13 protein-coding genes and 2 pseudogenes are annotated in these 20594 nt (G+C 63.2%); 7 read left to right on the top strand and 8 right to left on the bottom strand.

What is annotated here, in order from left to right:
• Positions 1-45: 45 nt before the first annotated feature.
• Together M529_RS28990 and M529_RS28985 are read right to left on the bottom strand one after the other, a co-directional pair.
• Complete coding sequence (locus M529_RS28990) at positions 46-5415, bottom strand: glycosyltransferase (protein WP_021316743.1); 5370 nt, start codon at positions 5413-5415, stop codon at positions 46-48.
• A 3-nt stretch (positions 5416-5418) separates the two neighbouring features.
• The gene (locus tag M529_RS28985) at positions 5419-6393 is read right to left on the bottom strand and encodes a tetratricopeptide repeat protein (protein WP_084490831.1); all 975 of its coding nucleotides are present in this window, start codon (positions 6391-6393) and stop codon (positions 5419-5421) included.
• Between the two features lie 508 nt (positions 6394-6901).
• Between M529_RS28985 and M529_RS48175 the strand changes: the two genes are divergently transcribed.
• Positions 6902-7156, top strand: coding sequence for an Arm DNA-binding domain-containing protein (locus tag M529_RS48175; RefSeq protein ID WP_236617643.1), 255 nt, complete (start codon positions 6902-6904; stop codon positions 7154-7156).
• Here the strand turns inward: M529_RS48175 and M529_RS0124205 are convergent.
• From M529_RS0124205 to M529_RS28965, 5 genes and pseudogenes are all read right to left on the bottom strand, one after another.
• Complete coding sequence (locus M529_RS0124205) at positions 7131-7322, bottom strand: helix-turn-helix domain-containing protein (RefSeq protein WP_031294397.1); 192 nt, start codon at positions 7320-7322, stop codon at positions 7131-7133. The genes M529_RS48175 and M529_RS0124205 overlap by 26 nt on opposite strands.
• Positions 7319-7534: pseudogene (locus M529_RS28980) on the bottom strand (helix-turn-helix transcriptional regulator). The gene M529_RS0124205 and the pseudogene M529_RS28980 overlap by 4 nt, the downstream one beginning before the upstream one ends.
• A 184-nt stretch (positions 7535-7718) precedes the next feature.
• The gene (locus M529_RS28975; RefSeq protein ID WP_021316739.1) at positions 7719-8456 is read right to left on the bottom strand and encodes an IclR family transcriptional regulator; all 738 of its coding nucleotides are present in this window, start codon (positions 8454-8456) and stop codon (positions 7719-7721) included.
• 52 nt (positions 8457-8508) lie between these two features.
• Positions 8509-9183: an RraA family protein gene (locus M529_RS28970; RefSeq protein WP_021316738.1), complete on the bottom strand. Its 675-nt coding sequence runs from the start codon at positions 9181-9183 to the stop codon at positions 8509-8511.
• Positions 9184-9200: 17 nt separating this feature from the next.
• Positions 9201-12038: a TonB-dependent receptor domain-containing protein gene (locus M529_RS28965; protein ID WP_031294395.1), complete on the bottom strand. Its 2838-nt coding sequence runs from the start codon at positions 12036-12038 to the stop codon at positions 9201-9203.
• A gap of 154 nt (positions 12039-12192) precedes the next feature.
• Here M529_RS28965 and M529_RS28960 point away from each other — a divergent pair, with 154 nt between their 5' ends.
• The 6 genes from M529_RS28960 (at position 12193) to M529_RS28935 (ending at position 19910) form a co-directional block, all read left to right on the top strand.
• Positions 12193-15030, top strand: coding sequence for a TonB-dependent receptor domain-containing protein (locus tag M529_RS28960; RefSeq protein WP_021316736.1), 2838 nt, complete (start codon positions 12193-12195; stop codon positions 15028-15030).
• A 14-nt stretch (positions 15031-15044) separates the two neighbouring features.
• Entirely contained in the window at positions 15045-16064 is a 1020-nt protein-coding gene (locus M529_RS28955; protein ID WP_021316735.1) for a cyclase family protein, read from the top strand.
• A 14-nt stretch (positions 16065-16078) separates the two neighbouring features.
• Complete coding sequence (locus M529_RS28950) at positions 16079-16324, top strand: hypothetical protein (protein WP_021316734.1); 246 nt, start codon at positions 16079-16081, stop codon at positions 16322-16324.
• 23 nt (positions 16325-16347) lie between these two features.
• Positions 16348-17430 (top strand): MBL fold metallo-hydrolase, encoded by a 1083-nt coding sequence (locus M529_RS28945; protein ID WP_021316733.1) that lies wholly within the window; start codon positions 16348-16350, stop codon positions 17428-17430.
• A gap of 146 nt (positions 17431-17576) precedes the next feature.
• Positions 17577-18557 carry a hydroxyacid dehydrogenase gene (locus M529_RS28940; protein WP_021316732.1) on the top strand — a complete coding sequence of 327 codons (981 nt, stop codon included), beginning with the start codon at positions 17577-17579 and terminating at the stop codon, positions 18555-18557.
• A gap of 57 nt (positions 18558-18614) precedes the next feature.
• Entirely contained in the window at positions 18615-19910 is a 1296-nt protein-coding gene (locus M529_RS28935) for an MFS transporter (RefSeq protein WP_021316731.1), read from the top strand.
• 460 nt (positions 19911-20370) lie between these two features.
• Here M529_RS28935 and M529_RS50200 read toward each other — a convergent pair.
• Positions 20371-20594: pseudogene (locus tag M529_RS50200) on the bottom strand (hypothetical protein); the annotation flags it as partial.

Genomic DNA, 20594 nt, shown 5'->3' with positions numbered 1-20594 from the left:
GCAGCGCCGGAGACGCATGACGCGCCACCGGCACCGCCTGTCGCGTCACAATTCGTTGCGGCGATAGTCCCAGTGCAGCCGCTTTTCCTGCACCAGACCCTGGATCATGCCTTCCAGAATGCCGGCAACACGGGTCCAGTCATGGGCGTTCAGCCATTCATGCATCGCCGCCTGCACGGTGCGCCGCTTTTCCGGACTGCGCAGCAGCGATCCGATAACCTCCGCCAGAACCTCCGGATCATTATTGTCCGCCCAAGCGGCGGCATCGCCCAGTTCCGCGAAAATCTTCACCCGCGTCGCGACGAGTGGCACCATGCTGGAGAGCGAGACGCGAACGGCACCGCTGGCAGAGTCGGAACTCTCGCTATAGGGCAACGCGATAATGTCACATCCCGCAAGCAGATCGTTGATCTGCTCTATCGGCATGAAATCCTGATACCATTCGATGCTTTCGAAGATGCCGAGCGATTTCGCCAGCGCCCTGCATTCCTGGACATAGACGTCATTTCCTTCACCGGGGAATCGGGCATTCACCAGGCGCAGTTTCAGATTTGGCCATTTTTTCTTCAGCTTGGCCGCCGCGCGTATCAGCCTGTCTATCCCCTTGTGCTGGAAGAAGAAGCCATGACATCCGATGATCGGTGCATCCTGTGAACCCAAGCGCTTCGGCCAGGGCGCCTGATCGCGGGCAAAGGCCCCGTGCGGCAGAAGCCCAACATTATGCTTCAGCCCCATCGACATCAGGAAGTTCATGTCGGCGATATTGTGGACCAGCACCCTGCTGAACCGGCCGAGCCCTTCGAGCAGGGTCGCCACTTCCTCCGAACTGGCCCGCACCATGTTCCCAGCATTGTGCAGGATGACGATGCTCGCCTTTCCAGCCAGACGATCGTCATGGGCCAGACGGCCAAGCTGGTCCCAGGAGAGCAATCCGTCCTGATGCTGGATGACGATAGCCTCCACATCGGCCGCGTTCGCCGCATCCAGGATCTGGTCGACCTTCGGAACATTGTGGACCGGCCAGGCGGGCACGAACTTCGCGACGGACTTGAAGCGCGGATCGGTGCGATGGTCGCAGATCACGGTCAGCTTGCGCTGGGCAGCCTCCGAGAAATGGTCGATCAGATAGTGGGAATATTGCGCGATGCCGCACTGGACGCCCCAGGTGCTGATCCAGGCCACTCGCGGCTTCTCATGATCGGCATCGCTGATCAGGCTTTCGACCATCGCCGCGTAGCGATGAAGCCATGCCGTCTTGTCGCTTTCCCGCGCCGCGGCGATCAGCGCGCGCTGGCGGCGTTCCTCTATGACCGCAGCCTTCGTGGGATCGACCTGCTCGCGCAATGCCGCGGCCAGATCGTCGACGTCGGGCTCCACCCACAGGGAATGATGACCGCTGACATGGCTCTCCGAGGATGCAAAATGATAGCGGATCAGCCGGGCCTCGCGGTCGCTGCAGAAATCACGCTGCCCCCCATGCCCAGTAACGATCAGCGGAAGGCCGGACGCCATCGCCTCCAGCGCCGGCAGATTATACCCCTCCCCGCGCGAAGGCAGGACCATCACGTCGGCGTCGGCATAGAATTGCAAAAGCTCGTCCTGCTCCACATCCCGATTCACGATCTCGATTTCCGCAAGGTCGGGATAGCGGGCCTGCAGCCCGGCGAGTTGCTCCTCCACATCATTGTGCGGGTTGGGGAACGTCTTGATTACGAGACGGACCGGATCGGCGGAGGTGAAGGCCCTGCCCCACGCCTCGAGCAGCACATCGACGCCCTTGCGCTTGAAACAGGAGGAGACGTGCAGGAACCGTAATGTCGCGCCGCGCGGCTTGCGGGCACTTGCGAGTGCGACATAGCGGTCGATGTCGACCGGCTGGCCGATCGTGGCGATCGGGATGGGCAGGCCTGAATCCAAGAGGGCGTTCGTCACCGTCCGCGCGGGCGAGATGATCGCGTCGAAATTCTTCGCGAGCAACTGGATCGTGTGATCGGGGACCGCGCTTTCTTCCCAGAAGAACAGCCCCATGGTCAGCCGATAGGACCCTTCGGGCACGATGACAGGGTAATGGTGACTGATGACCACCTCGTCGCCATGGTCAGGCGCCTCCCGCGCAGACAGCTCGATCATCAGCGGCTTGTCCTCTGCAGGCACGCCTTCGGTATGCCGTATCGGCACCGTTTCGATCGGGATGTAGCGGGTACCGCCCGGAAAGCTGGCTTCCAGCGTTTTTGCGAGCATGCGGTTGATGATCGCGAGGCTGTAGCTGCCCAGCATATGGCCTGCGACGACATGCCCCAAGTCCGCCGCATTGACGATGCGGGCAGCAGCGGGCGGCGCCAGCCTTGCGGCGCGCCAAGCCGCGATCGCCTGCGAAAGGGGCGGTGAAACGCGTCCCTTGCCTTGCTTTGCTGCCGTATCCCCCAGAAGGTCGGGGCAGCTGAGAATGGTGAGAGGTATATCCGCTTCGGCCAGGGCCAGCACGCGGTCTTGGGATGCAGCCCCAAACGGGATATCCGCCTTGCTGCGTGGCAGTCCCGTAAACACCGCGTGGTTGGATAGGCTCGCTTCCTCCATCCACGCCCTGAGGACCGCGGCAAAGGGACGGATCTGCGCTTCGCGTTGGAACGCAAAGTCGTCCATCACGATGTAGCCCAGCGCCACCCCATCGTTGCGCGCGCGCGCAAGCGCCTCAAACGAGCCATTGGCGAAGGAATGGAACAGGTCGGAACCGATGATGCGATCGCCCAGCCGAGGCTTGAGCACTCGGTCCTTGAGGCAGCTCGTCGAGACGCCACACAGGTACGATGCGAACTGGTTCGCCACCACAAAATTGTCGCCATCGGCATACACCGCGCGAATTTCCGGGCCCGCCACGCGGAACAGGGCCTGCAGCCAGTCCCGCGTGACCCGGTCGATCCGGTGGGTGGGATTGGGTTTCGCGAAGGCGCTCAGATCGACATAGATTTGCGGTGACCGTTCCGAGGCTTCGTTGCGGGCGAGACATTCCGCGACTTTCGCCAGATCGTTGCTGTCGGGGCGCCTTCCCCGTACTTCCGCCGGCAACCCGGCGACGAACTGCCTGATCAGACCGTCACCTGTCGACCGCGCCCGCCTGGCGAGGCCGTCCGCTATCGCGAGACCGACGGCCCGTACCTTCGCCGAGCCGGTGATATCGGGACGGGCGGACTCGCCGCGGCAACCGAAGGCCACAAACATTTCCGCCAAAAAGGAGGGATCCAGAGCGCCGCCGGCGAGCAGGCGCTCATCGGGAAAGTCGATGCGCAGCCTGGTCCTGATCGGATCCGGGAGCCTTTCGTCCACCACCAGCATATCGGCGCTGGACAACAGGCCGCAATAGATGCTGTCGAGGTCGCCTTCGATCTTGATGATGTCGGAGACCAGCCGGGTGACCTTGACGGCGTCGGATGATGTTGGCCGGGCGCAATGTACCACCAGCACAGGCTTTTCATCCCGCCCGGCGAAGGCGATCCGGAAATTCTGGATCAGGGCCGTCGCCGCGTCTTCATCCTGCCCGATGGCCGCCAGGATGGTCTGCCCATCAGCGACACCGATCCTTTGCAGAAAGGCTGCCCGCGCCCGAGGGGAAGTTTCGATCGGCAGAATGCCGACGCGACCGGCATGCCTTGTCATGCGGGAATCGGCTTCGAGATACAGGTCGTCCGCGCGGCTTCCCATGTCCTCCATGAGCAGATCGATCATCTGCGCTGGCGTATATTCGTCCGCCGCTGCACGCACCAACCCGCCCAGCCCGGCCGCATCGAGCACAGCCAGTTCCACGCCATCGGAAAGCCGACGGCCGGTCAGCATGCCGGCTGGAGCGTTCGATAGCCGCTCCGCCAGTATCAAGCTGCCGGGATGACGGCGCATGAGACGACGGAAGGCGGCGTCGGCCATGTAATCGGTGCTGTACAGGATGTCGTGAAAATCGTCTGCATGGGCGTCGAACCAGTCGACATGTCTGATGGAGCAGTTCGCTTTCAGCCAATCGCTGATCGACGCATCGCCGGCGGTGATGATGGTGACATCGAACCGATCCGCCACGGCGGCCGCGAGCGCATTGTTGAAGCCCGCCAGCCGGTGTTCGGGCGGCACTGCCGCCAGGACTAAGGCCAAACTGCCCTTGCCTGCCTGCACCATGGTCGCAGTCTTCGCGCGGGAATGCGCCAAGGAGGTCTTCCGCCTATGCAGATCCTCGATCGCATCCAGGGCGGTGGCCGCGCTCCTTGCCCATGAAAATTCCGCGGCACGGCGAGGGCCGAATTCCCGCAGTTCCCGCTCCAGATCGGGCTGGGTCAGGATGCGCTCGATCGTCTGGCCGATCTCGACCGCATTGGCGGGATCACACATCAGATCCCGCCGTCCCAAGACTTCGGGAATGCTGGTTTTTGACGATCCCACGACGGGCGCGCCGCAAGCCATCGCCTCCAGCAGCGGCAGGCCGAACCCTTCGCTGTATGACGGGAAGGCGAAAACGCGGCTGTGATGGTATAATGCCGGCAGGTCTTCGTCCGCGACGAAACCCGGAAACACGACCGCGCCGGGCGGCAGGCCCTCGGCCTCAGCCAGATCGCCCAGATATTTCCGGGCGTAAGCATCCATCTTTCCAGCCAGAGCAAGCTGGTATGTATGATGCAGCTCCTTGGCCATGCTCGCGAAGCCGGCGATCAGACCTTCCAGATTCTTGCGCGGTTCCAAAGGGCTAGCTGCCATGACATAGGGACGCTCGATGCCATATTTGGCCAGAAGGGCCGCCTTTTCGGCTGCGTTCTTGCGCGGTGCGCGGAATTCCTCGCCTACCCCGCCATAAGCAACCACGACCTGGTTTGCGGGGAGGCCGAGCCGCACGATCGCATCGTCAGCGGCGTAGCGCGAGACGGCGAGCAACAGATCGGCCCGCCGGGCATCGTTCAGGCGCCGGAAATAAGCCGCCCGGTCCTGTTCGCCGCCCAGATAACGCACCGGATCTTCCAGCGGTATCAGATCGTGCAAGGTGACGGCCGTCAGATAAGGGGCATCCTTTTCGACGGACACGACCGTGTCATCCCAGAATCCCTCGAACAGGCTGGGAATGAAAACCACATCGGGAGAGAGGCTTTCGAGAAAATGAGCGCGCACCAGTTCGGCAGCCCGATTGCGCCATGCATTGAGGGGATCAGCGCTGGTCGCCATCGGCGGCACGGAATAGGTGACGAAAGCGCTGGGCGGCAGCAAGCCGTCGAACGACCGCCGCACCACATCGATGGAGTCCGGAAAGGACCGATTGAGCGCGATGATATAGTCGTGGTTCCGGTCAGCCCCGACCATCGCCTTTGCCAGGGAAAGCGAATAGCGACCGATGCCGCGATGCCGGCTGCCGTTCTGACAGGGCTGCAAATCTATCACGATGCGCATTGATCAATGCCTGCCTTGAACTTTTGCGGCCAGAAGCAGCCAGATAGCCGTTTCGCGCTCGCCCAGTCCGGGCGGAAGCACCAGTCCAGGCACGCTCTCAACGGGTGGCGCCGCGCCCGGCCCAGCCCTTTCGGCTCTCGACAACAAAGGGTGTGCGGCAAGGCGATCCGGTGCAAGCCGCAAGACGACGGCGAATGCCTCGCGTGCGGAAGCATCCTGTCCCTGTGCGGTCAGCACATAACCCAGATGAAGCCAAGGATCGGCATACAGGGGGTCGCAGGCGATCGCGCGGCGATAGGCGAGTTCCGCATCCTGCTGCTTGTTCTGCTCGTTGAGAGCATGGCCGAGTTGCAGGAAGGCATCGGGATCGGTAGCGCGAATTTCCGTAAGCGCAGCGTAAAGCCGTTCGGCCTCTTTCCAGTCCTGTCGGCGCGCAGCCTTCCTCGCCCGCGACCTCAACCATGAAGCGGGGAGGCCGATCGGCCGCCGAGTGGGTCGCGTCTCATCCGCATGCGCAAGGGCCGCTTTCGCGAGACTCGCTTGCATTCCCGCCGCGCCGTGCTCTGCCAGGAGCAATTCCGCCACGTCAAGATCCGCCGGATCGAGGAACAGGGCGCGCGCGAGGGAACGCATGCCCTCCTCGTGCCGGCTCGTGCTCCGTCTCACATAGCCGAGATGGCGATGGCCAGCCGCCAGATCCGGCTGGGCCTGTGTGGCGTTGAGATAGGCGACATGGGCGGCTTCGGCATCTCCGAGCTGGCCATAGGCGTGGCCCAGCTGAACCCACAATCGGCCCCTGTCGGGCGCCAGCCGCAGAACGCGTTGATACAGCAGGACGGCACGCGACCAATCCTTCCGCCGCGCCGCGGCACGGGCCTTCCTCGTTCCCAGTCGAACCAGAGGAGATGAAACAAGCCGAGCGAGCCGGGATTTCTTTCCATCGAACTGAACGTTGAAATCAGGATCTACCAATTTCATGCTTTGCACTGAAACCCTGCCTAAATGCCCATTCGAGACCCGGAATTCCCGCGATCGGGGGAAATCCCGCGGCCCCCGCCTGGCTCATCACCTTCCCGCAAGAACGCCTCCCACCGGCCGCAGACAGGTCCTCAGGACATCGATCTGCTCGATCGTCTCAAGGGGCATCCGGCCGGAAGGTCGTAGCGACGGCGCTTTCATTGTTCAACCAGCAATACTCCCTTGAGCCCGGGGGCTTAGGAGTGCCGCGTGGCGGTAATACGCGACATGCAACAGCACCGGCCTGAGCGAAAAGCTGGCGACTCCTAAGAGTGTAAAACTTTTGTCTCAGGCAATGCGAGGCGCCCTAAATACACTGTAAAATCAGCGATTTGTCTTGTAAGATGTTCGTGGTCTGTCGTTGCGGCTTGCCTGAATTTGGCGCAAAATGTGGGAACGATTTTGGGACCATTTTCCCGCTGAAAATGTGGGAATAGGCCCAAACATTCCCGACCAGGGAACCGAACCAGTGGCACTGACAGCATTGAAAGTGAAGAACGCAAAGCCCGGTCGCCAGGTCGATGGACGAGGGCTTTGCCTGTTTGTCAAGGACAGCGGCGCGCGGACATGGGTGCTGCGGATGCAGAAGGACGGCAGGCGGCGCGACTATGGTTTGGGATCGGCGCCGGACGTTTCGTTTCTGGACAAGGTGCCTGCAAAGAGCAGTTCGGACGCCGGCCCCACGGCGCCCGAACCCGTCAGCCTTCGCATTGCCGCTGGATGAGGTCATGCAGGCTAGCGGTGGTAATGCGGGTGGCCTTGCCGAGCTTCACCGTCTCGACTTCGCCCGCCGCAATCAGCGCGTAGAGCTTGGTGCGGCCGACGCCGATCATGCGTGCCGCGTCATTAACGCGGACGCAGATCAGATCAGGCGGTGGAGGCGCGGTCATTGCATCTGGCTCACGGTCTGATCGTCGCGATAGCCGACCGGATCGGCCACCCAGCGATTCACGGCGGACTCATGCCAGCCAGCGCCATGGATGCTGATCTTGACCTAGCGCGGGAAGGTGCCTTCGCCCATCTTACGATATAGCGTCGTGCGGGAAAGCCCGATGCGGGCCGGAACTGTTTTCAGTCGAATGATACGATCGGGATTGTTCATAGGGCAGTCTCTTCACGTCGGATGGTGCGCGCCCCCGCCTGAGAGCATTGGATAACTCGTCGTCCCGGACAAGGGGCGTTACGGGGCCATTGGGCGCCAGTCAGGTTTGCGCAGGTGAGCGTCGGCGATGCACTTCATTCAGGCGGCGACGATCCAGTATCCCAACAGCCGTTGGTCCGCCAACCTACGTCGCTAGCGCGATCGGCACTCGGTAAATCGCTTCGGCATTACCTCCAAGCGAACGACACAGGTTGAGCCCTGCTTGGAGCAGCGGGAGGGCGAGGCGTTTTTGCGAACCCGCCAGGCGCACTTCGGGTCCGGCGATGCTAAGCGCTCCCACCAGCCGATCGCCATGGCCGATCACCGGCACCGAGAGCGACGCCACATGGGGCGTGGTCACGCCTGACGTATAGATCGGCAAAGGCGGCAGGTCGGGCTTTACGTCCGGCCAGTTCTCGAACAACAGCAGCAACTGCGCCGATGCCGAACCATCCAGCGGCCGCTGCGTGCCGGGCTGGACATCGAGCCGCAGGTTGCTGGGCGAATTCACCCGGAACAGGCACAGACGCACGTCACCCTGCCTCACATAGAAGGTCGCCGTCTCCTCGGTTTCAAAGGCGAGCTTCGCCAGGATGGGCTGGACATGCTTTTCAAGGTCGTTGCCTTCCCGGAAAATGGAATTGAGCCGAGCGACTTCGCTGCCCAGCTGATATTGGCCGTCCGGCATCCGGACCAGCAGATTGTAGCGCTCCAGCGACACGGCGAGGCGCAGGATGGTACTCTTGACGAGGCCGGTACGCTCCGCGAGCTCGGCAAGACCCAGAACGCCGTCGCCCTGTTTAAAGCTCGTCAGCAGCAGCAGCCCTCTTTCGAGAGCGGCCACGCCTTCCAGTGCCGGTCGATCCTTGAAGTCCGTCGCCATCGCAATCCTCTGAAACTTCGACTGCTGTAGCGAACAGGCAGGGATCAGGCTATCAAATCCCTTCGCAGCCCAGACGCTTTAGAGTTTCCGCGACCCACGCACGGGGATTTTCGCCTCGGCGAATCTTGGCCATCTGCTCGGTTTCGGCGGCGTGCTTGGCTGCCGCCTTCGCGTATACGGCTTCCGCTTCGTCGATGCCCACTACAACCAGGCCATCTTCGTCGCCCAGGATCAGGTCGCCGGGGTGGACGACCATGCCGTCGATCGCAATCGGCACGTTCACTTCGCCCGGGCCATCCTTGTAGGGGCCACGATGCGTGATGCCGGCGGCAAAGACCGGGAACGTGCCTGCGCGGATGGCCGAAGCGTCACGGATCGCGCCGAAGATCACGATTCCGGCGAGGCCACGGCTTTCCGCATAAGCGACCATCAGTTCGCCGATCAACGCGTTGGTGAGGTCGCCGCCTCCGTCGACCACGATGACGTCGCCCGGCTCAGCAATGTCAAGTGCGCGGTGCAGCATGAGATTGTCGCCCGGTCGCGCCTTCACAGTAATGGCGGGCCCCGCAAGAATGCCGCCGCCGTGCATCGGGCGGAGCGACGCGCCCCCTGCGAACATGCGGTTCATGGCATCGCTTACATTGGCGACCGGCAATTCCGCCGCGCGCTTCACCAGATCGGCGGGCACGCGACGTTGGATGGGCAGTACGCGGAAACCGATGCTCATAATATCTCCAGTCGCGATCAGAATTTGAAACGGAAGCCGACGCGGTAGACGCGGCCGAACGTGTCGTAGAGCTGGGTGTTCGTCGCGACCGCGATCGAGCCGTCACCCGGCGCATAGGGCGGTTCCTGGTTCAGGACGTTCTGGACGTTGAAATACATCTCCGCGCCCTTGCCCAGATCCTCGAACCGGTAGGCGAAGCGCATGTCCCAATAGGCCTGCGGCTTGATGTGCTGAAGGCTCACCGCCTGCGGCCCCTTGGTGTTGTCGTAGCGCCCGCCACCGATGAACCGCAGCTGGTTGAACCAGTTGAAGCTGCCGCGTGTGAAATCGGCCTGCGCATTGACGCGCCAGTGCGGGTTGGAGTTGATGCCGACTTCACCGGCCCGGTCGATCGAAGGTGATCCGGGCGTAGTGGTCGCCAGCTTGCCCACATAGGAGATGATGCTGCGCAGCGAGAGCGAATTGGTGGTGTCCGCGAACGGCACGCGATAGCTCAGCTCCACGTCGACGCCGTTGGTAACGAGCGTGGACAGGTTGATCGGATAGGCGGTCAACGCCGAGATGTTGCCGGCCGCATCGCGGGTGATGAAGCCGCAGGCGAGCTGGTTGCCGGCGAAGCACTGGTCCACCCCCTGCTGCGCCGAAAGCGAGCCGATCGCGTCGTTGATCTTGATGTCGTAATAGTCGGCCGAAATGCTGAAGCCCGGCAGGAATGTCGGCTGATAGACCGCGCCTACCGTGAGCGTGTCGGCCTTTTCCGGTTGCAGGGCAGCGTTGCCGGTCGTGGTGATGAAGATGCCGGACGTACGGACATTATTCTTGAACGGATCGACCACGGTGGCCGACTGGGTGCGGCCGCTGGTGAAAAGTTCCGAGAGGTTAGGCGCGCGGATGTCGCGCGAGCGGGTGGCACGCAGCCGCAACGAGCTGACCGGGGTCCAGCTCAGCCCCGCCTTCCAGGTGGTAACGCCGCCGCTGGTGGAATAGTCGGTGTAGCGAACTGCGCCGTTGAATTCGAGTTCGCGGGCAAACGGCAGATCCTTGAGCAGCGGGATGACCGTTTCGATATAGCCTTCCTTCACATCATATTTGCCGGCCCAGGGCTGCGGGTTGGCAAAGAGGAACGCGCCGGCCTGCGACAGCGGATCGACGGCCAGCTGCGCCTGCTCCTTGCGATATTCCCCGCCTGTGGCAAACGAGATCGGCCCGGCCCAGCCTTCGAAAAGCGTGCCGGACAGATTGATCGCCGCGACGTCTTCCTTGAAAACCGAGTCGGTGCGGCTGACCCCGCGCGTATAGGCGAGCGCCGCGGCAGAGGGCGAACCCACGCCGAACGGATTGAACGGTGCGCAGCCGTCATTCGGGTTGGTCAGCGTTGAGCGGCAGACGATCTGGCCATTGGCGGGATTGACCACAGCGTCCACCGCGCGGGTGAAGTTGGGCGTGATTTCATTGTTGATGACGTCGGTCTGCTGGCGGGTACGGCCATGCTGGTAATAGCCGTTGACTTTAAGCCCGCCAATCTCACCCTTGAAGCCGGCGACATAACGGTCGGTCTTGGTATCGACGGCCACGTCGGCCAGCCCGCCCTCGATGGACCAGCGCAGCATGGTGAGCGATGTGACCTGCGGATTGGCGTCCAGCAGCGTGCGCAGTTGCGCCGGCAGGAAGGCATTGTCGCGGCGGATGGTGATCGGGTTGGTCGCGAGGTGGCGGTTGGTCGAGGTGGAGTAGCGCGTGTCGCTCCAGCCGTAGGACGCTTCGCCGAAGACAGACCACTGATCGGTCAGGTCATATTCGGCGCGGCCGAAGAAGGCGGCGCGCTCGAGCGGGCGGTTGATCTCCTGAAGCAGTTCGGTGTTGACGCCGTCGCCGCCGATCTGCTGCGTCGCCGTGCTGTATGAGCCGTAGCTGTAGGGCAGCACCGTCCCGCCCGGTCCGAACTGAAGTGCGCGGAACAGAGCGTTCTGCGCTGCGGTGCCGCCATTACCCGTTGTGATCATGCCGCCATAGCTGCCGATCGCACGCACATCCTCTGCCGCGATGAGCGCGGGACCGCCGGCCGGGCCGTTGATGAGGTTCGAACCGCGACGCGCCCAGGCGCGCTCGCCCTCCAATATGCCCTTGTTGCGATAATATTCGGCGCTGCCGAGCAGGCGCAGGCGGCTGTCCGCGAGGGCGATGCCCCCGGTCAATGTGCCGCGCAGTTCCTGATTGTCGCCTTCATCGGCGATGCCGGTGGAAACCTCGCCTTTCAGCCCCTCGAACTTGGTGTCGAGGACGAAGTTGACCACGCCTGCGACAGCGTCCGATCCGTAGGCCGCCGAAGCGCCGCCCGTAACCACATCAACGCGCTGGATGAGACCGGCGGGCAGAAGGTTGACGTCCACCGTACCGAACTGGCTGGCGGCCACGAAGCGCCGGCCGTCGAGCAGGGTCAGCGTACGCACCGCGCCCAGGTTGCGCAGGTTGAGGAAGCTCTGGCCGCCGCCCTGGGTGCCGCTGGCGCGCTGCGGGCCGCTGGTCGCGGTCAGTGCCGGCAGGGTGCGCAACGAGTCGGCGATCGTGGAAGGCGCCGCCTTGGTGAGTTGATCGGCACTCAAGACCGTAACGGGGGTTGGTGTCGTAAAGCCACTGCGGCCGATTCGCGAGCCAGTGACCACGATGTCGTTCGATGCCGCCTCAGGCGCCGGTGTTGCGTCGTCAGCCGCTGCTTGCGCAGCCTCGTCAGAGGGGGTGGCGACGGTAGGTTCGGGTGAGGTCTGGCCATAGGCCGCGGGTACGATCCCGATGAAGGCTCCGGTGCACAATAGTGCAACCTTGACCCCTTTTGACGCGATGATTGCGGGTTTCATTCAGCCTCTCCTCCGATGGCGTTCGCCGTTGCCGCTCTCATAGCCCTCGAAATTTTGATTGCAATAGTATTTTGAAACGTCGTTGCGTTTTATTCCAAATCGCTTAGGAAGGTAGCGCGACTCGAAATCGAGCGCTCGGAGAGGAGACAAACTGATGATCGCCGTGAGACGCATTCTGGCCGCCACCACCGCCATGGGGGCAGTCGCCATATGCTTTTGCAGCCCTGTGCTGGCACAGTCGCCGGCTGAACCGACCCAGAATGAAACTACGGTAGCGCAATCGGCTGACGCGCCCGAAGCCAACGCCGCTGACATCGTCGTCACCGGCTCGCGCGTTTCCCGTCCCGGCTTCACCTCCCCTACGCCCGTCACGGCGCTCAGCAGCACCGAACTGGCGAAGTCCTCGCCATCCACCGTGTCGGAAGCGCTCAGGACTTTGCCGGCGCTTACCAACACGTCCGGCACGCAGCGCAATTCGGGCAGTGCGGGCGGCGGCCAGAGCTTCCTCAACCTGCGCGGCCTCGGTGCGACCAGGACGCTAACCCTTGTCGATGGCCGGCGGTTCGTTTCAACCAATATTACCGGCAGCGTCGATGCGAACCTGATCCCTTCTGCCCTGATCGAACGCGTTGATCTCGTCACCGGCGGCGCTTCGGCCGCCTATGGATCGGACGCGGTCGCGGGCGTGGTCAACTTCATCCTGAACAGCCGTTTCGAGGGCGTGAAGGCCAGCGCGCAATATGGCCTCACCTCTCACGACGACAATCACGAGTTCGTCGCCACGCTGACAGGTGGCACGGCATTTGCCGGCGGCCGGGGCCATCTGGTCGTCAGCGGCGAATATTTCGAGAATAAAGGCATTCGCGGCGACGCGCGCGACTGGGCGCGCAGCGGCTATCAGGTCATCACCAACCCGAACGGTAACGGGACGGTCGCAAATCCAACCCAGATTCTCTCGCCCAACGTTCGCCTCGTCACGAGCTATGGCGGCCTCATCCTGAACGGCAATGGCGGGACGGCCGCCGCGAACGCCAGCTTCCGCGGCATCACCTTCGGCCCGGGCGGCGTACCCCAGACCTTCGACTTCGGCACGCTGACCACGGCCGGCACGCAGGTGGGCGGTTCGGGCGTGGACAACGCCTCGATCCAGCAGATCAACCGGCCGCTGACGCGCAAGTCCGTCTACGCCCGCGCGACGTTCGACGTCGCGCCAGAATGGTCCCTGTTTGGCGAGGGCAGCTATGGTGAAGTGCATTCGGACTATATCAACGGCCCGAACGTCCATAACAGCAACGCCGCGCAGACCGCCTACATCACCATCCGCCAGGACAACGCCTATCTGCCCGAGAGCATCCGCGCCCGCATGATCGCGTCGGGCGTCACCAGCCTCACAATGACCCGTTGGGACCTGGAGGATGGGAAGACCCACACCGACAATCTCAACAAGACCACGCGGTTCGTCGGCGGCTTCGAAGGCAAGATCGGCGATTGGAAGCTCGACGGCTATTATCAGTGGGGCCAGAACCGCAATACCAACATCGTCAAGACGACCAACAAGATCGCCAATTTTAACCAAGCGGTGGACGCGGTACGGGCGCCCGATGGCAGCATCGTATGTCGCTCGACCCTCACCAGTCCGGGTAATGGCTGCGTCCCCTTCAACCCCTTCGGCGTGGGCAGCCCATCCGCCGCGTCGCTCACCTATGTGAACGGCGAAAGCCCGGCCTATATCCGCACGACGCAGCAGGCGGCGGCGCTCAACCTGTCGGGTGAGCCCTTCTCGACCTGGGCCGGCCCGGTGTCGCTGGCGATTGGCGCTGAATATCGGCGCGAAACTGCGAGGGTTCGGTCTGACGCACTGTCGCTGCTCAACGGCTACAAGATCGGCAACCAGCAGCCGTGGTCGGGCGATTATAGCATCCGGGAGTTCTATGCGGAAACGGTCGTGCCGCTGGCGAACGACATTCCGATGCTGCGCCTGCTGGAAGCCAACGCTGCGGTGCGGCGGACGCACTACAGCACCAGCGGATCGGTCACGACCTGGAAGGGCGGCCTCACCTACAAGCCCATAGAGGACCTGCGGCTGCGCATCACCCGGTCGCGCGACATCCGCGCGCCCAACCTCAATGAGCTGTTCTCGAAGGGCAGGCAGAATGTCTCGACCGTCCGCGATCCCTTCCGTAACAATGTGATCGCATCGAACATATCGAGCCTGACGACAGGCAACCCCAATCTGAAACCGGAAATCGCCAACACGCTGACCTATGGCGGCGTCTACAGCCCGTCCTGGGCGCAGGGGCTACAGCTTTCGGTCGACTATTATCGGATCAAGATCGACGGCGCGATCGCGACGGTGACGGATCAGGTCGCGCTCGACCAGTGCTTCGCTGGGTCGGCCGATTTCTGCGCGCTCAGCAGCCGCGACGCGGCCGGCAACCTGACGGCATTCCGCTCGTCGCCGATCAACTATTCGCGCCTCCTGACCAGCGGCATCGACATCGAAGCCTCCTATCGGGTGCCGATGGCCAGCATGTTCGACTGGTGGAAGGGCCAGCTCAACCTTCGCGCGGTCGCCAACCGGGTGAATCATTTCACCACCTCGGCCCCCGGCCTGACCACGCTGGACGTAGCCGGCTCCATCGTCGACAGCCAGCCGCACTGGCGCGCGCAGGGGCAGCTGGACTACACGCTCGATCGCTTCAATCTGACCCTGATCGGCCGCTATATTGGCAGCGGAACCTACGACAAGTCGCGTTCGGCGGCGCAGCTGGGTTTCCGTGACGTGCGCGCGCAGGCGTTCATGGACGGGCAGATCAGCTACAACCTGCCGCAACTGGGCCGCACCGGGCAGATTTACCTCAACGTCCGCAACATCCTGAATACCGATCCCAGGATTGCGCCGCTGGCAGGCAATCTGGTGATCGTGACCAACCCCTTCCTCTACGACACCACCGGGCGGATGTTCCGCTTCGGCGTCCGCGCCAGCTTCTGAAAAGGGATCGCATCATGAAGCCTATGTCGAAGACCATATTGGCCCTGGCAATGATGAGCGTTGCGACCGTCGCGGGAGCCGCCGACCACAGCGTCACGCAGGCGACGATGGATCAGTGGAAGAAGAGCCAGAGCAACTGGGGCCGGTGGGGCGCGGAGGATCAAAAGGGGACGCTGAACCTCATCACGCCCGCCGTCCGGCAACGGGCCGCTGCATTGGTGAAGCAGGGAATCGTCGTGTCGCTCGAGCGGGAGATCGTGCCTGTCCTCCTGCCGCCCGAAGGCGAGGCGGCGCCGAGCCGGGCGCCCGTGCAGCAGAAGATGCTGTCCGGCCCGCCCAAGCGCCCGAGCGGATCGACCGATCAGCTCAACATCGCTGCCCATGGCTACACGCTCACCCATTTCGACGCGCTCGGCCATCACCTGTTCGACGGCAAGATGTATAACGGTTTCGCCGCGAGCGAGCATCTGCTGATGGACAAGGGGCTGTCGCGCGGCAGCATCGCCACGTTCGCCGACGGGGTCTTCACCCGGGGCGTGCTGGTCGACATGCCCTTGCTGAAGGGCGTGCCCTATCTCGAGCCCGGCACGCCCATCTATGTCGAAGATCTGGAGGCGTGGGAGAAATTCTCCGGTGTCAGGATCGGCCCAGGCGACGCCGTCTTCATCCGCACTGGGCGTTGGGAGCGGGAAGCAGACAAGGGCGCTTGGGACATCGCCAAGTCGGCGGCCGGCCTCGACGCGTCGGTCATCCCCTGGCTGAAAAAGCGGGACATCGCGCTTCTGGGCAGCGAATCCGCGCTCAGCGTCGTGCCGTTCCCAGAAACCACGAAGATCGACAATCCCGACGATTATCTACCGGTGCATAATTTCGCGCTGGTCGCTCTGGGCATGCCGCTGATCGACAATACGGATCTTGGGCCGCTGTCGAAGGAGGCGGCACGGCTGAAGCGCTACACCTTCCTGCTGACCGTGGCGCCGATCCGGGTGAAGACCGGCACCGGCGTGCCGGTCAACCCGATTGCAACCTTCTGAACCAAAGCGACGTGATGAGCGACAGTCTCGATTCCCGGCAAGCCCCGGTCGGCCAGGCCTTCATCGACCCCATGGTCATAGAACAGATGAAGCGGCTGGCGACCGGCAGGACCGACGAGGCCCTCAATGATCGGTTCGGCATCAGCTACAATACCTGGCGCAAGCTGATCGCCGGCCACCCTGTGCGTCGTTCGCTGGCACAGCGGATCACGGATCGCGTCAGTCACATCGCCATGATCGAAGGCCATCCAGGTCGATAATCCCTCCTGCAAGGAGAAAGTCCATGCGTTGCCACTCTGCCATTTCCGCCCTGATGGCGCTTTCGACCGCGCTGACGCCCGCCATTGCCCAGACGGCCGCGCCGGAGGCCAATCCCAACGGAGGCCGACCGGAAATCCATAATGTCGAGGAGATGCGCAAGATGGGCGGATACACCGCGCCCGGTGCACGCGCCTATGCCGACATGGCCGCCGAGGCGGGCGGCAAGCTGTGGCCCGTCACGCTTTTCTATCGTTGCCAAGCGGTGCGCGAGCGCAATCCGGTGAAGGCCCCGCTGCCCAAGCCTGTCGAGGTGTTCGACAAGGTCTACTCGATCGGCACTGCCGAGAATAATATCTGGGCGATCGACACGAAGGACGGGATCATCCTGCTCGACGCATTGACGACCGAAGAAGACGCCAAGAACGTCATCGTCAAGAACATGCAGGCGCTAGGCCTCGATCCCAAGCGCATCCGCATCATCCTCCTCACCCACAATCACCTCGATCATTTCGGCGGCGCGGCCTATCTGAAGGCGCTATCGGGCGCGAAGCTCGCCATGAGCGAGGCGGACTGGACCGCGAAGGTCAAATGGGGAACGCTGCCCGTCAAGGCCGCGGACGACTTCTACCTGACGGACGGGCAGACCATCACGCTAGGCGGCCAGACGCTGACCGTACTGCTGACCCCCGGCCACACGCCGGGCACGGTGTCGCTGCTCTTCCCGGTAAAAGACAAGGGCGTCCCGCACATGGCGTCTCTTTTCGGCGGTCAGGGGTCGCCGCGCGACGTGGCATCGCTGCTGGAGTTCCGCCGCTCGCTCAATCATTTCGCCGATTATACAGATCTGATGCAGGCCGATGTGGTGCTGTCGAACCACACGGTCGGCGACGACGGACTGGTGAGAGTTGCGGCCTTGCAAAAGCGTAAGGCTGGCGATCCCAACCCCTATGTGGTCGGTCGCGAAGGCGTGGTGCGCTACGACGGCGAATGGCGCGCCTGCCTCAGCGCCGACATTGACGAGGCGGTGGCGAAAGCCGCGCCGGGTAATTTTGTCCCGGTATTGAGCGGGCAGCCGCCCAAGCAATCCGAACAGACAGCGAAGTAGACCCTGGAGACCGCGCATTCAACGGTCGCTTAGCGGGACGGGGAAAACGCAAAACATCATTTTGAAACGTCGTTGCATTTTTATGATGTTGCGATAGGGATGACTTGATTGCCGACCATCGTGGCGAAGGATGAGGACAGCTAATAATGGGAAGCCCAACCGCCCTGATCGTTGGCGGCAAGATTTCACCCGCGGCAACCGCCATCGCGCAGGAGCGTGGGCTCGCGCTGGTGTCCTGCGATCCCTACCCATCGGCGGATGAACTGATCGCTCAGGCCACCGCGTGCGACGCGAAGGCGCTCATTATTCGCATGGGCAAGGTTCCCGCCGAGGCGTTGCGTGGCATCCCCGGTCTTCGCATCATCGCCAAGCACGGCGTCGGCGTCGACGGCATCGATCTCGACGCAGCGGCAGCGCACGACATCCCGGTCGTCGTGGCTGGCGGTGCCAACGCTCAGTCCGTCGCCGAGCAGGCGCTGGCCTTGCTGCTGAGCGTGGCCCGTTCCACGGCCTATCTCGACCGCCGACTTCGGTCGGGCCATTGGGACAAGGCGACCTATGCCGGCACCGAACTGACTGGCAAGTCCATCGGTCTGATCGGCCTCGGCGCGATCGGCCGGGCGTTCCTTGCCCTGTTGGTTCCGTTCGGCATGACCGTGCGGGTCTATGACCCCTATATCTCGGCCGATCTGCTGCCCTCGGGCGCGGAGGCGGTGGACAGCGTGGACGCGCTGCTGGAAGCGAGCGACATCGTCAGCCTGCATTGCCCGCTGACCCCGGAGAATCGCGGGCTGATCGGTGCGGCTGCGCTCAAGCGGATGAAGAGCGGCGCCATCCTCATCAATACGGCGCGTGGCGAGCTGATTGACGAGGCCGCGTTGGTGGATGCGCTGAAGGACGGCACGATCGGCGGAGCGGGCCTCGATACCTTCTCCAAAGAGCCGACGAGCGCCGACCACCCGCTCTGGGCGTTCGACAATGTCGTCGGCAGTCCCCATGTCGGCGCCAACACGCTGGAGGCGCGCGTCCGCGTCGGCATCAGCTGCGTCGAGCAGATCGCCGATTATCTTGAAAGCGGCCGGCTCAATCCCCGCAATCATGTCAACGCCGCCATGGCACGCGTCTGAAACTTTCGACACGATCAAACACAAGGCGCCCGCAGTGAACGGGTTGCAGGAGAGACGATGATGAGCAGCCCCAGCGCGCTTGAGATGCGGACCATGCGGAAGGTGACATGGCGGCTACTGCCCTTCCTGATGCTCTGCTATCTGCTGGCGTTCATCGACCGTGCCAATGTCGGCATGGCGTCGTTGCAGATGAACGCCGATCTCGGCCTCAGCAGCACAGTGTTCGGCTTCGGCGCCAGCCTCTTCTTCGTTGCCTACTTCCTCATGGAAGTGCCCAGCAACCTGATGCTGCAAAAGGTCGGAGCGCGCTACTGGATCGCGCGGATCATGGTGACATGGGGCCTAGTGTCGACCTGCATGGCGTTCGTCTGGAACGCACACAGCTTCTACGTCATGCGCTTCCTGCTTGGTGCAGCCGAGGCGGGGTTCTTTCCCGGCGTCATCCTGTATCTCACCTACTGGATGCCCCCCGCCTATCGCGGGCGCACGCTGGCCTTGTTCGCGATCGCCATCCCGGTGTCGAGCTTTGTCGGATCGCCGCTGTCGGGCCTGTTGCTGGCGATGGACGGTATCGGCGGACTGCGCGGGTGGCAGTGGCTGTTCATATGCGAGGGCATTCCGACCATCCTACTCGGTTTCGCGTGCCTCAAGGTGCTCACCGACCGCCCGGACAAGGCGCACTGGCTCGAAGCGGACGAGCGCGCATGGCTGAATGAGGCGCTGGTGGTCAAGGGCAAGGACAAGCCGCTGGTGACCGGATCAGCCTGGCGCTTGATCCGCACGCCCGCCTTCTGGGCCATGGTCATCGCCTGCTCGGGCGCATCGGCGGCAGGCAGCGTGCTGGGCGTGTGGCAACCGCAGTTGCTCAAATCCTTCGGCCTCACCGATCTTCAGACCGGCTTCGTCAATTCCGTACCCTATGGCGTCGCCGCGCTGGCGATGGTGTTCTGGGGCCGCCATTCGGACAAGACTGGCGAGCGGCGCTGGCACACCGCACTGCCGCTGCTGCTGATCGCGGTCGGCACGATCGGCACGTTTGCAGTTGGAGGCCTTGCGCCTACCGTGTTGCTGCTGACATTCGTGCTGGCTGGGGCCTACTGCTTCAAGGGGCCGTTCTGGAGCATGGCGTCGACCTGGCTGTCCGCCAGCACGGCCGCGGCCGGCATCGCGGCCATCAACGCCACGTCGAACCTGATCGGCGGCGGGTTGATGGTGAACGTCTACGGGCTGATCCACGATGCCACCGGCAGCTATGTGCTGGCGCTTCTTCCGCTCGCATTTCTGACGATGGCGAGCGCGGCTGCGGTGATCATGGTAGGAAAATCGTCGCAGCGCGCGAGTTACGGCGGCTGAGCATAATGCTGCGCCCGCACGATACCGTGCGCATCGCCCTTCAAGGCGCGCGATCGGAACTTTGGCGCGGATCTCTCGGATGGCTTCCTGGAGAGGACGGGCCGTGTGCTCCTTGGGTGATGGCTGCGACCTTCCAGCTATAAGCGAGAACGCTGCGCCCCTTGCTGCAACGCCAGCGCGATGGGAACCCGGTAAATGTCATCGGCGTGGCCACCCAGAGATCGACAGAGATCGAGACCAGCCCGAAGGCATGTCAGCGCCAGTTCCTGCCCGCGTTCCACGGCCATGGGGCCTGCTGGCCGGAGATGCTGAGCGCCCCTCGCCCTGTCCGATGATGGGCACGGAGATGGACGCGACATGTGGGGTCGTGACGCCAGCCGTATGGATGGGGATGAGCGGAAGTTCAGGCTGCTCCTCCGTCCAGTTCTCCATCAGTCCGAGCAGCTGCGCCGAAGCCGAATTATCCATTGGCCTTTGCGTTCCGGGCTGGACGCAAATTGCTGGGCGAACTGACGCGGAACACGCAAAGACGAATGTCACCGCGCCGAACATAGAAGGTGAGCGTCTCCCCGGTCTCGGCAGTGAGCATATCCAGAACCGGCAGGACATGCTGTTCGAGATCGTTACTTGTAGGCGCTTGCAATCGTAGCGGCGTCTGCTCGCAAACGGAGCGATTTTCTGCTC

Origin of the sequence: Sphingobium ummariense RL-3 (assembly GCF_000447205.1) — a bacterium.
Classification (GTDB): Bacteria; Pseudomonadota; Alphaproteobacteria; order Sphingomonadales; family Sphingomonadaceae; genus Sphingobium; species Sphingobium ummariense.
Note: the sequence above shows the minus strand (reverse complement) of the source record. Positions and strands in the feature narration are given on the sequence as shown.

Excerpts from the sequence above, each read along its gene's own strand:
- M529_RS0124205 (WP_031294397.1), bottom strand. The coding sequence starts at position 7,322 with ATGACCGCGCCTCCACCGCCTGATCTGATCTGCGTCCGCGTTAATGAC.
- M529_RS28935 (WP_021316731.1), top strand. The coding sequence starts at position 18,615 with ATGATGAGCAGCCCCAGCGCGCTTGAGATGCGGACCATGCGGAAGGTG.
- M529_RS28975 (WP_021316739.1), bottom strand. The coding sequence starts at position 8,456 with ATGGCGACGGACTTCAAGGATCGACCGGCACTGGAAGGCGTGGCCGCT.
- M529_RS28990 (WP_021316743.1), bottom strand. The coding sequence starts at position 5,415 with ATGCGCATCGTGATAGATTTGCAGCCCTGTCAGAACGGCAGCCGGCAT.
- M529_RS28960 (WP_021316736.1), top strand. The coding sequence starts at position 12,193 with ATGATCGCCGTGAGACGCATTCTGGCCGCCACCACCGCCATGGGGGCA.
- M529_RS28985 (WP_084490831.1), bottom strand. The coding sequence starts at position 6,393 with ATGAAATTGGTAGATCCTGATTTCAACGTTCAGTTCGATGGAAAGAAA.
- M529_RS28955 (WP_021316735.1), top strand. The coding sequence starts at position 15,045 with ATGAAGCCTATGTCGAAGACCATATTGGCCCTGGCAATGATGAGCGTT.
- M529_RS28950 (WP_021316734.1), top strand. The coding sequence starts at position 16,079 with ATGAGCGACAGTCTCGATTCCCGGCAAGCCCCGGTCGGCCAGGCCTTC.
- M529_RS28970 (WP_021316738.1), bottom strand. The coding sequence starts at position 9,183 with ATGAGCATCGGTTTCCGCGTACTGCCCATCCAACGTCGCGTGCCCGCC.
- M529_RS28965 (WP_031294395.1), bottom strand. The coding sequence starts at position 12,038 with ATGAAACCCGCAATCATCGCGTCAAAAGGGGTCAAGGTTGCACTATTG.
- M529_RS28940 (WP_021316732.1), top strand. The coding sequence starts at position 17,577 with ATGGGAAGCCCAACCGCCCTGATCGTTGGCGGCAAGATTTCACCCGCG.
- M529_RS28945 (WP_021316733.1), top strand. The coding sequence starts at position 16,348 with ATGCGTTGCCACTCTGCCATTTCCGCCCTGATGGCGCTTTCGACCGCG.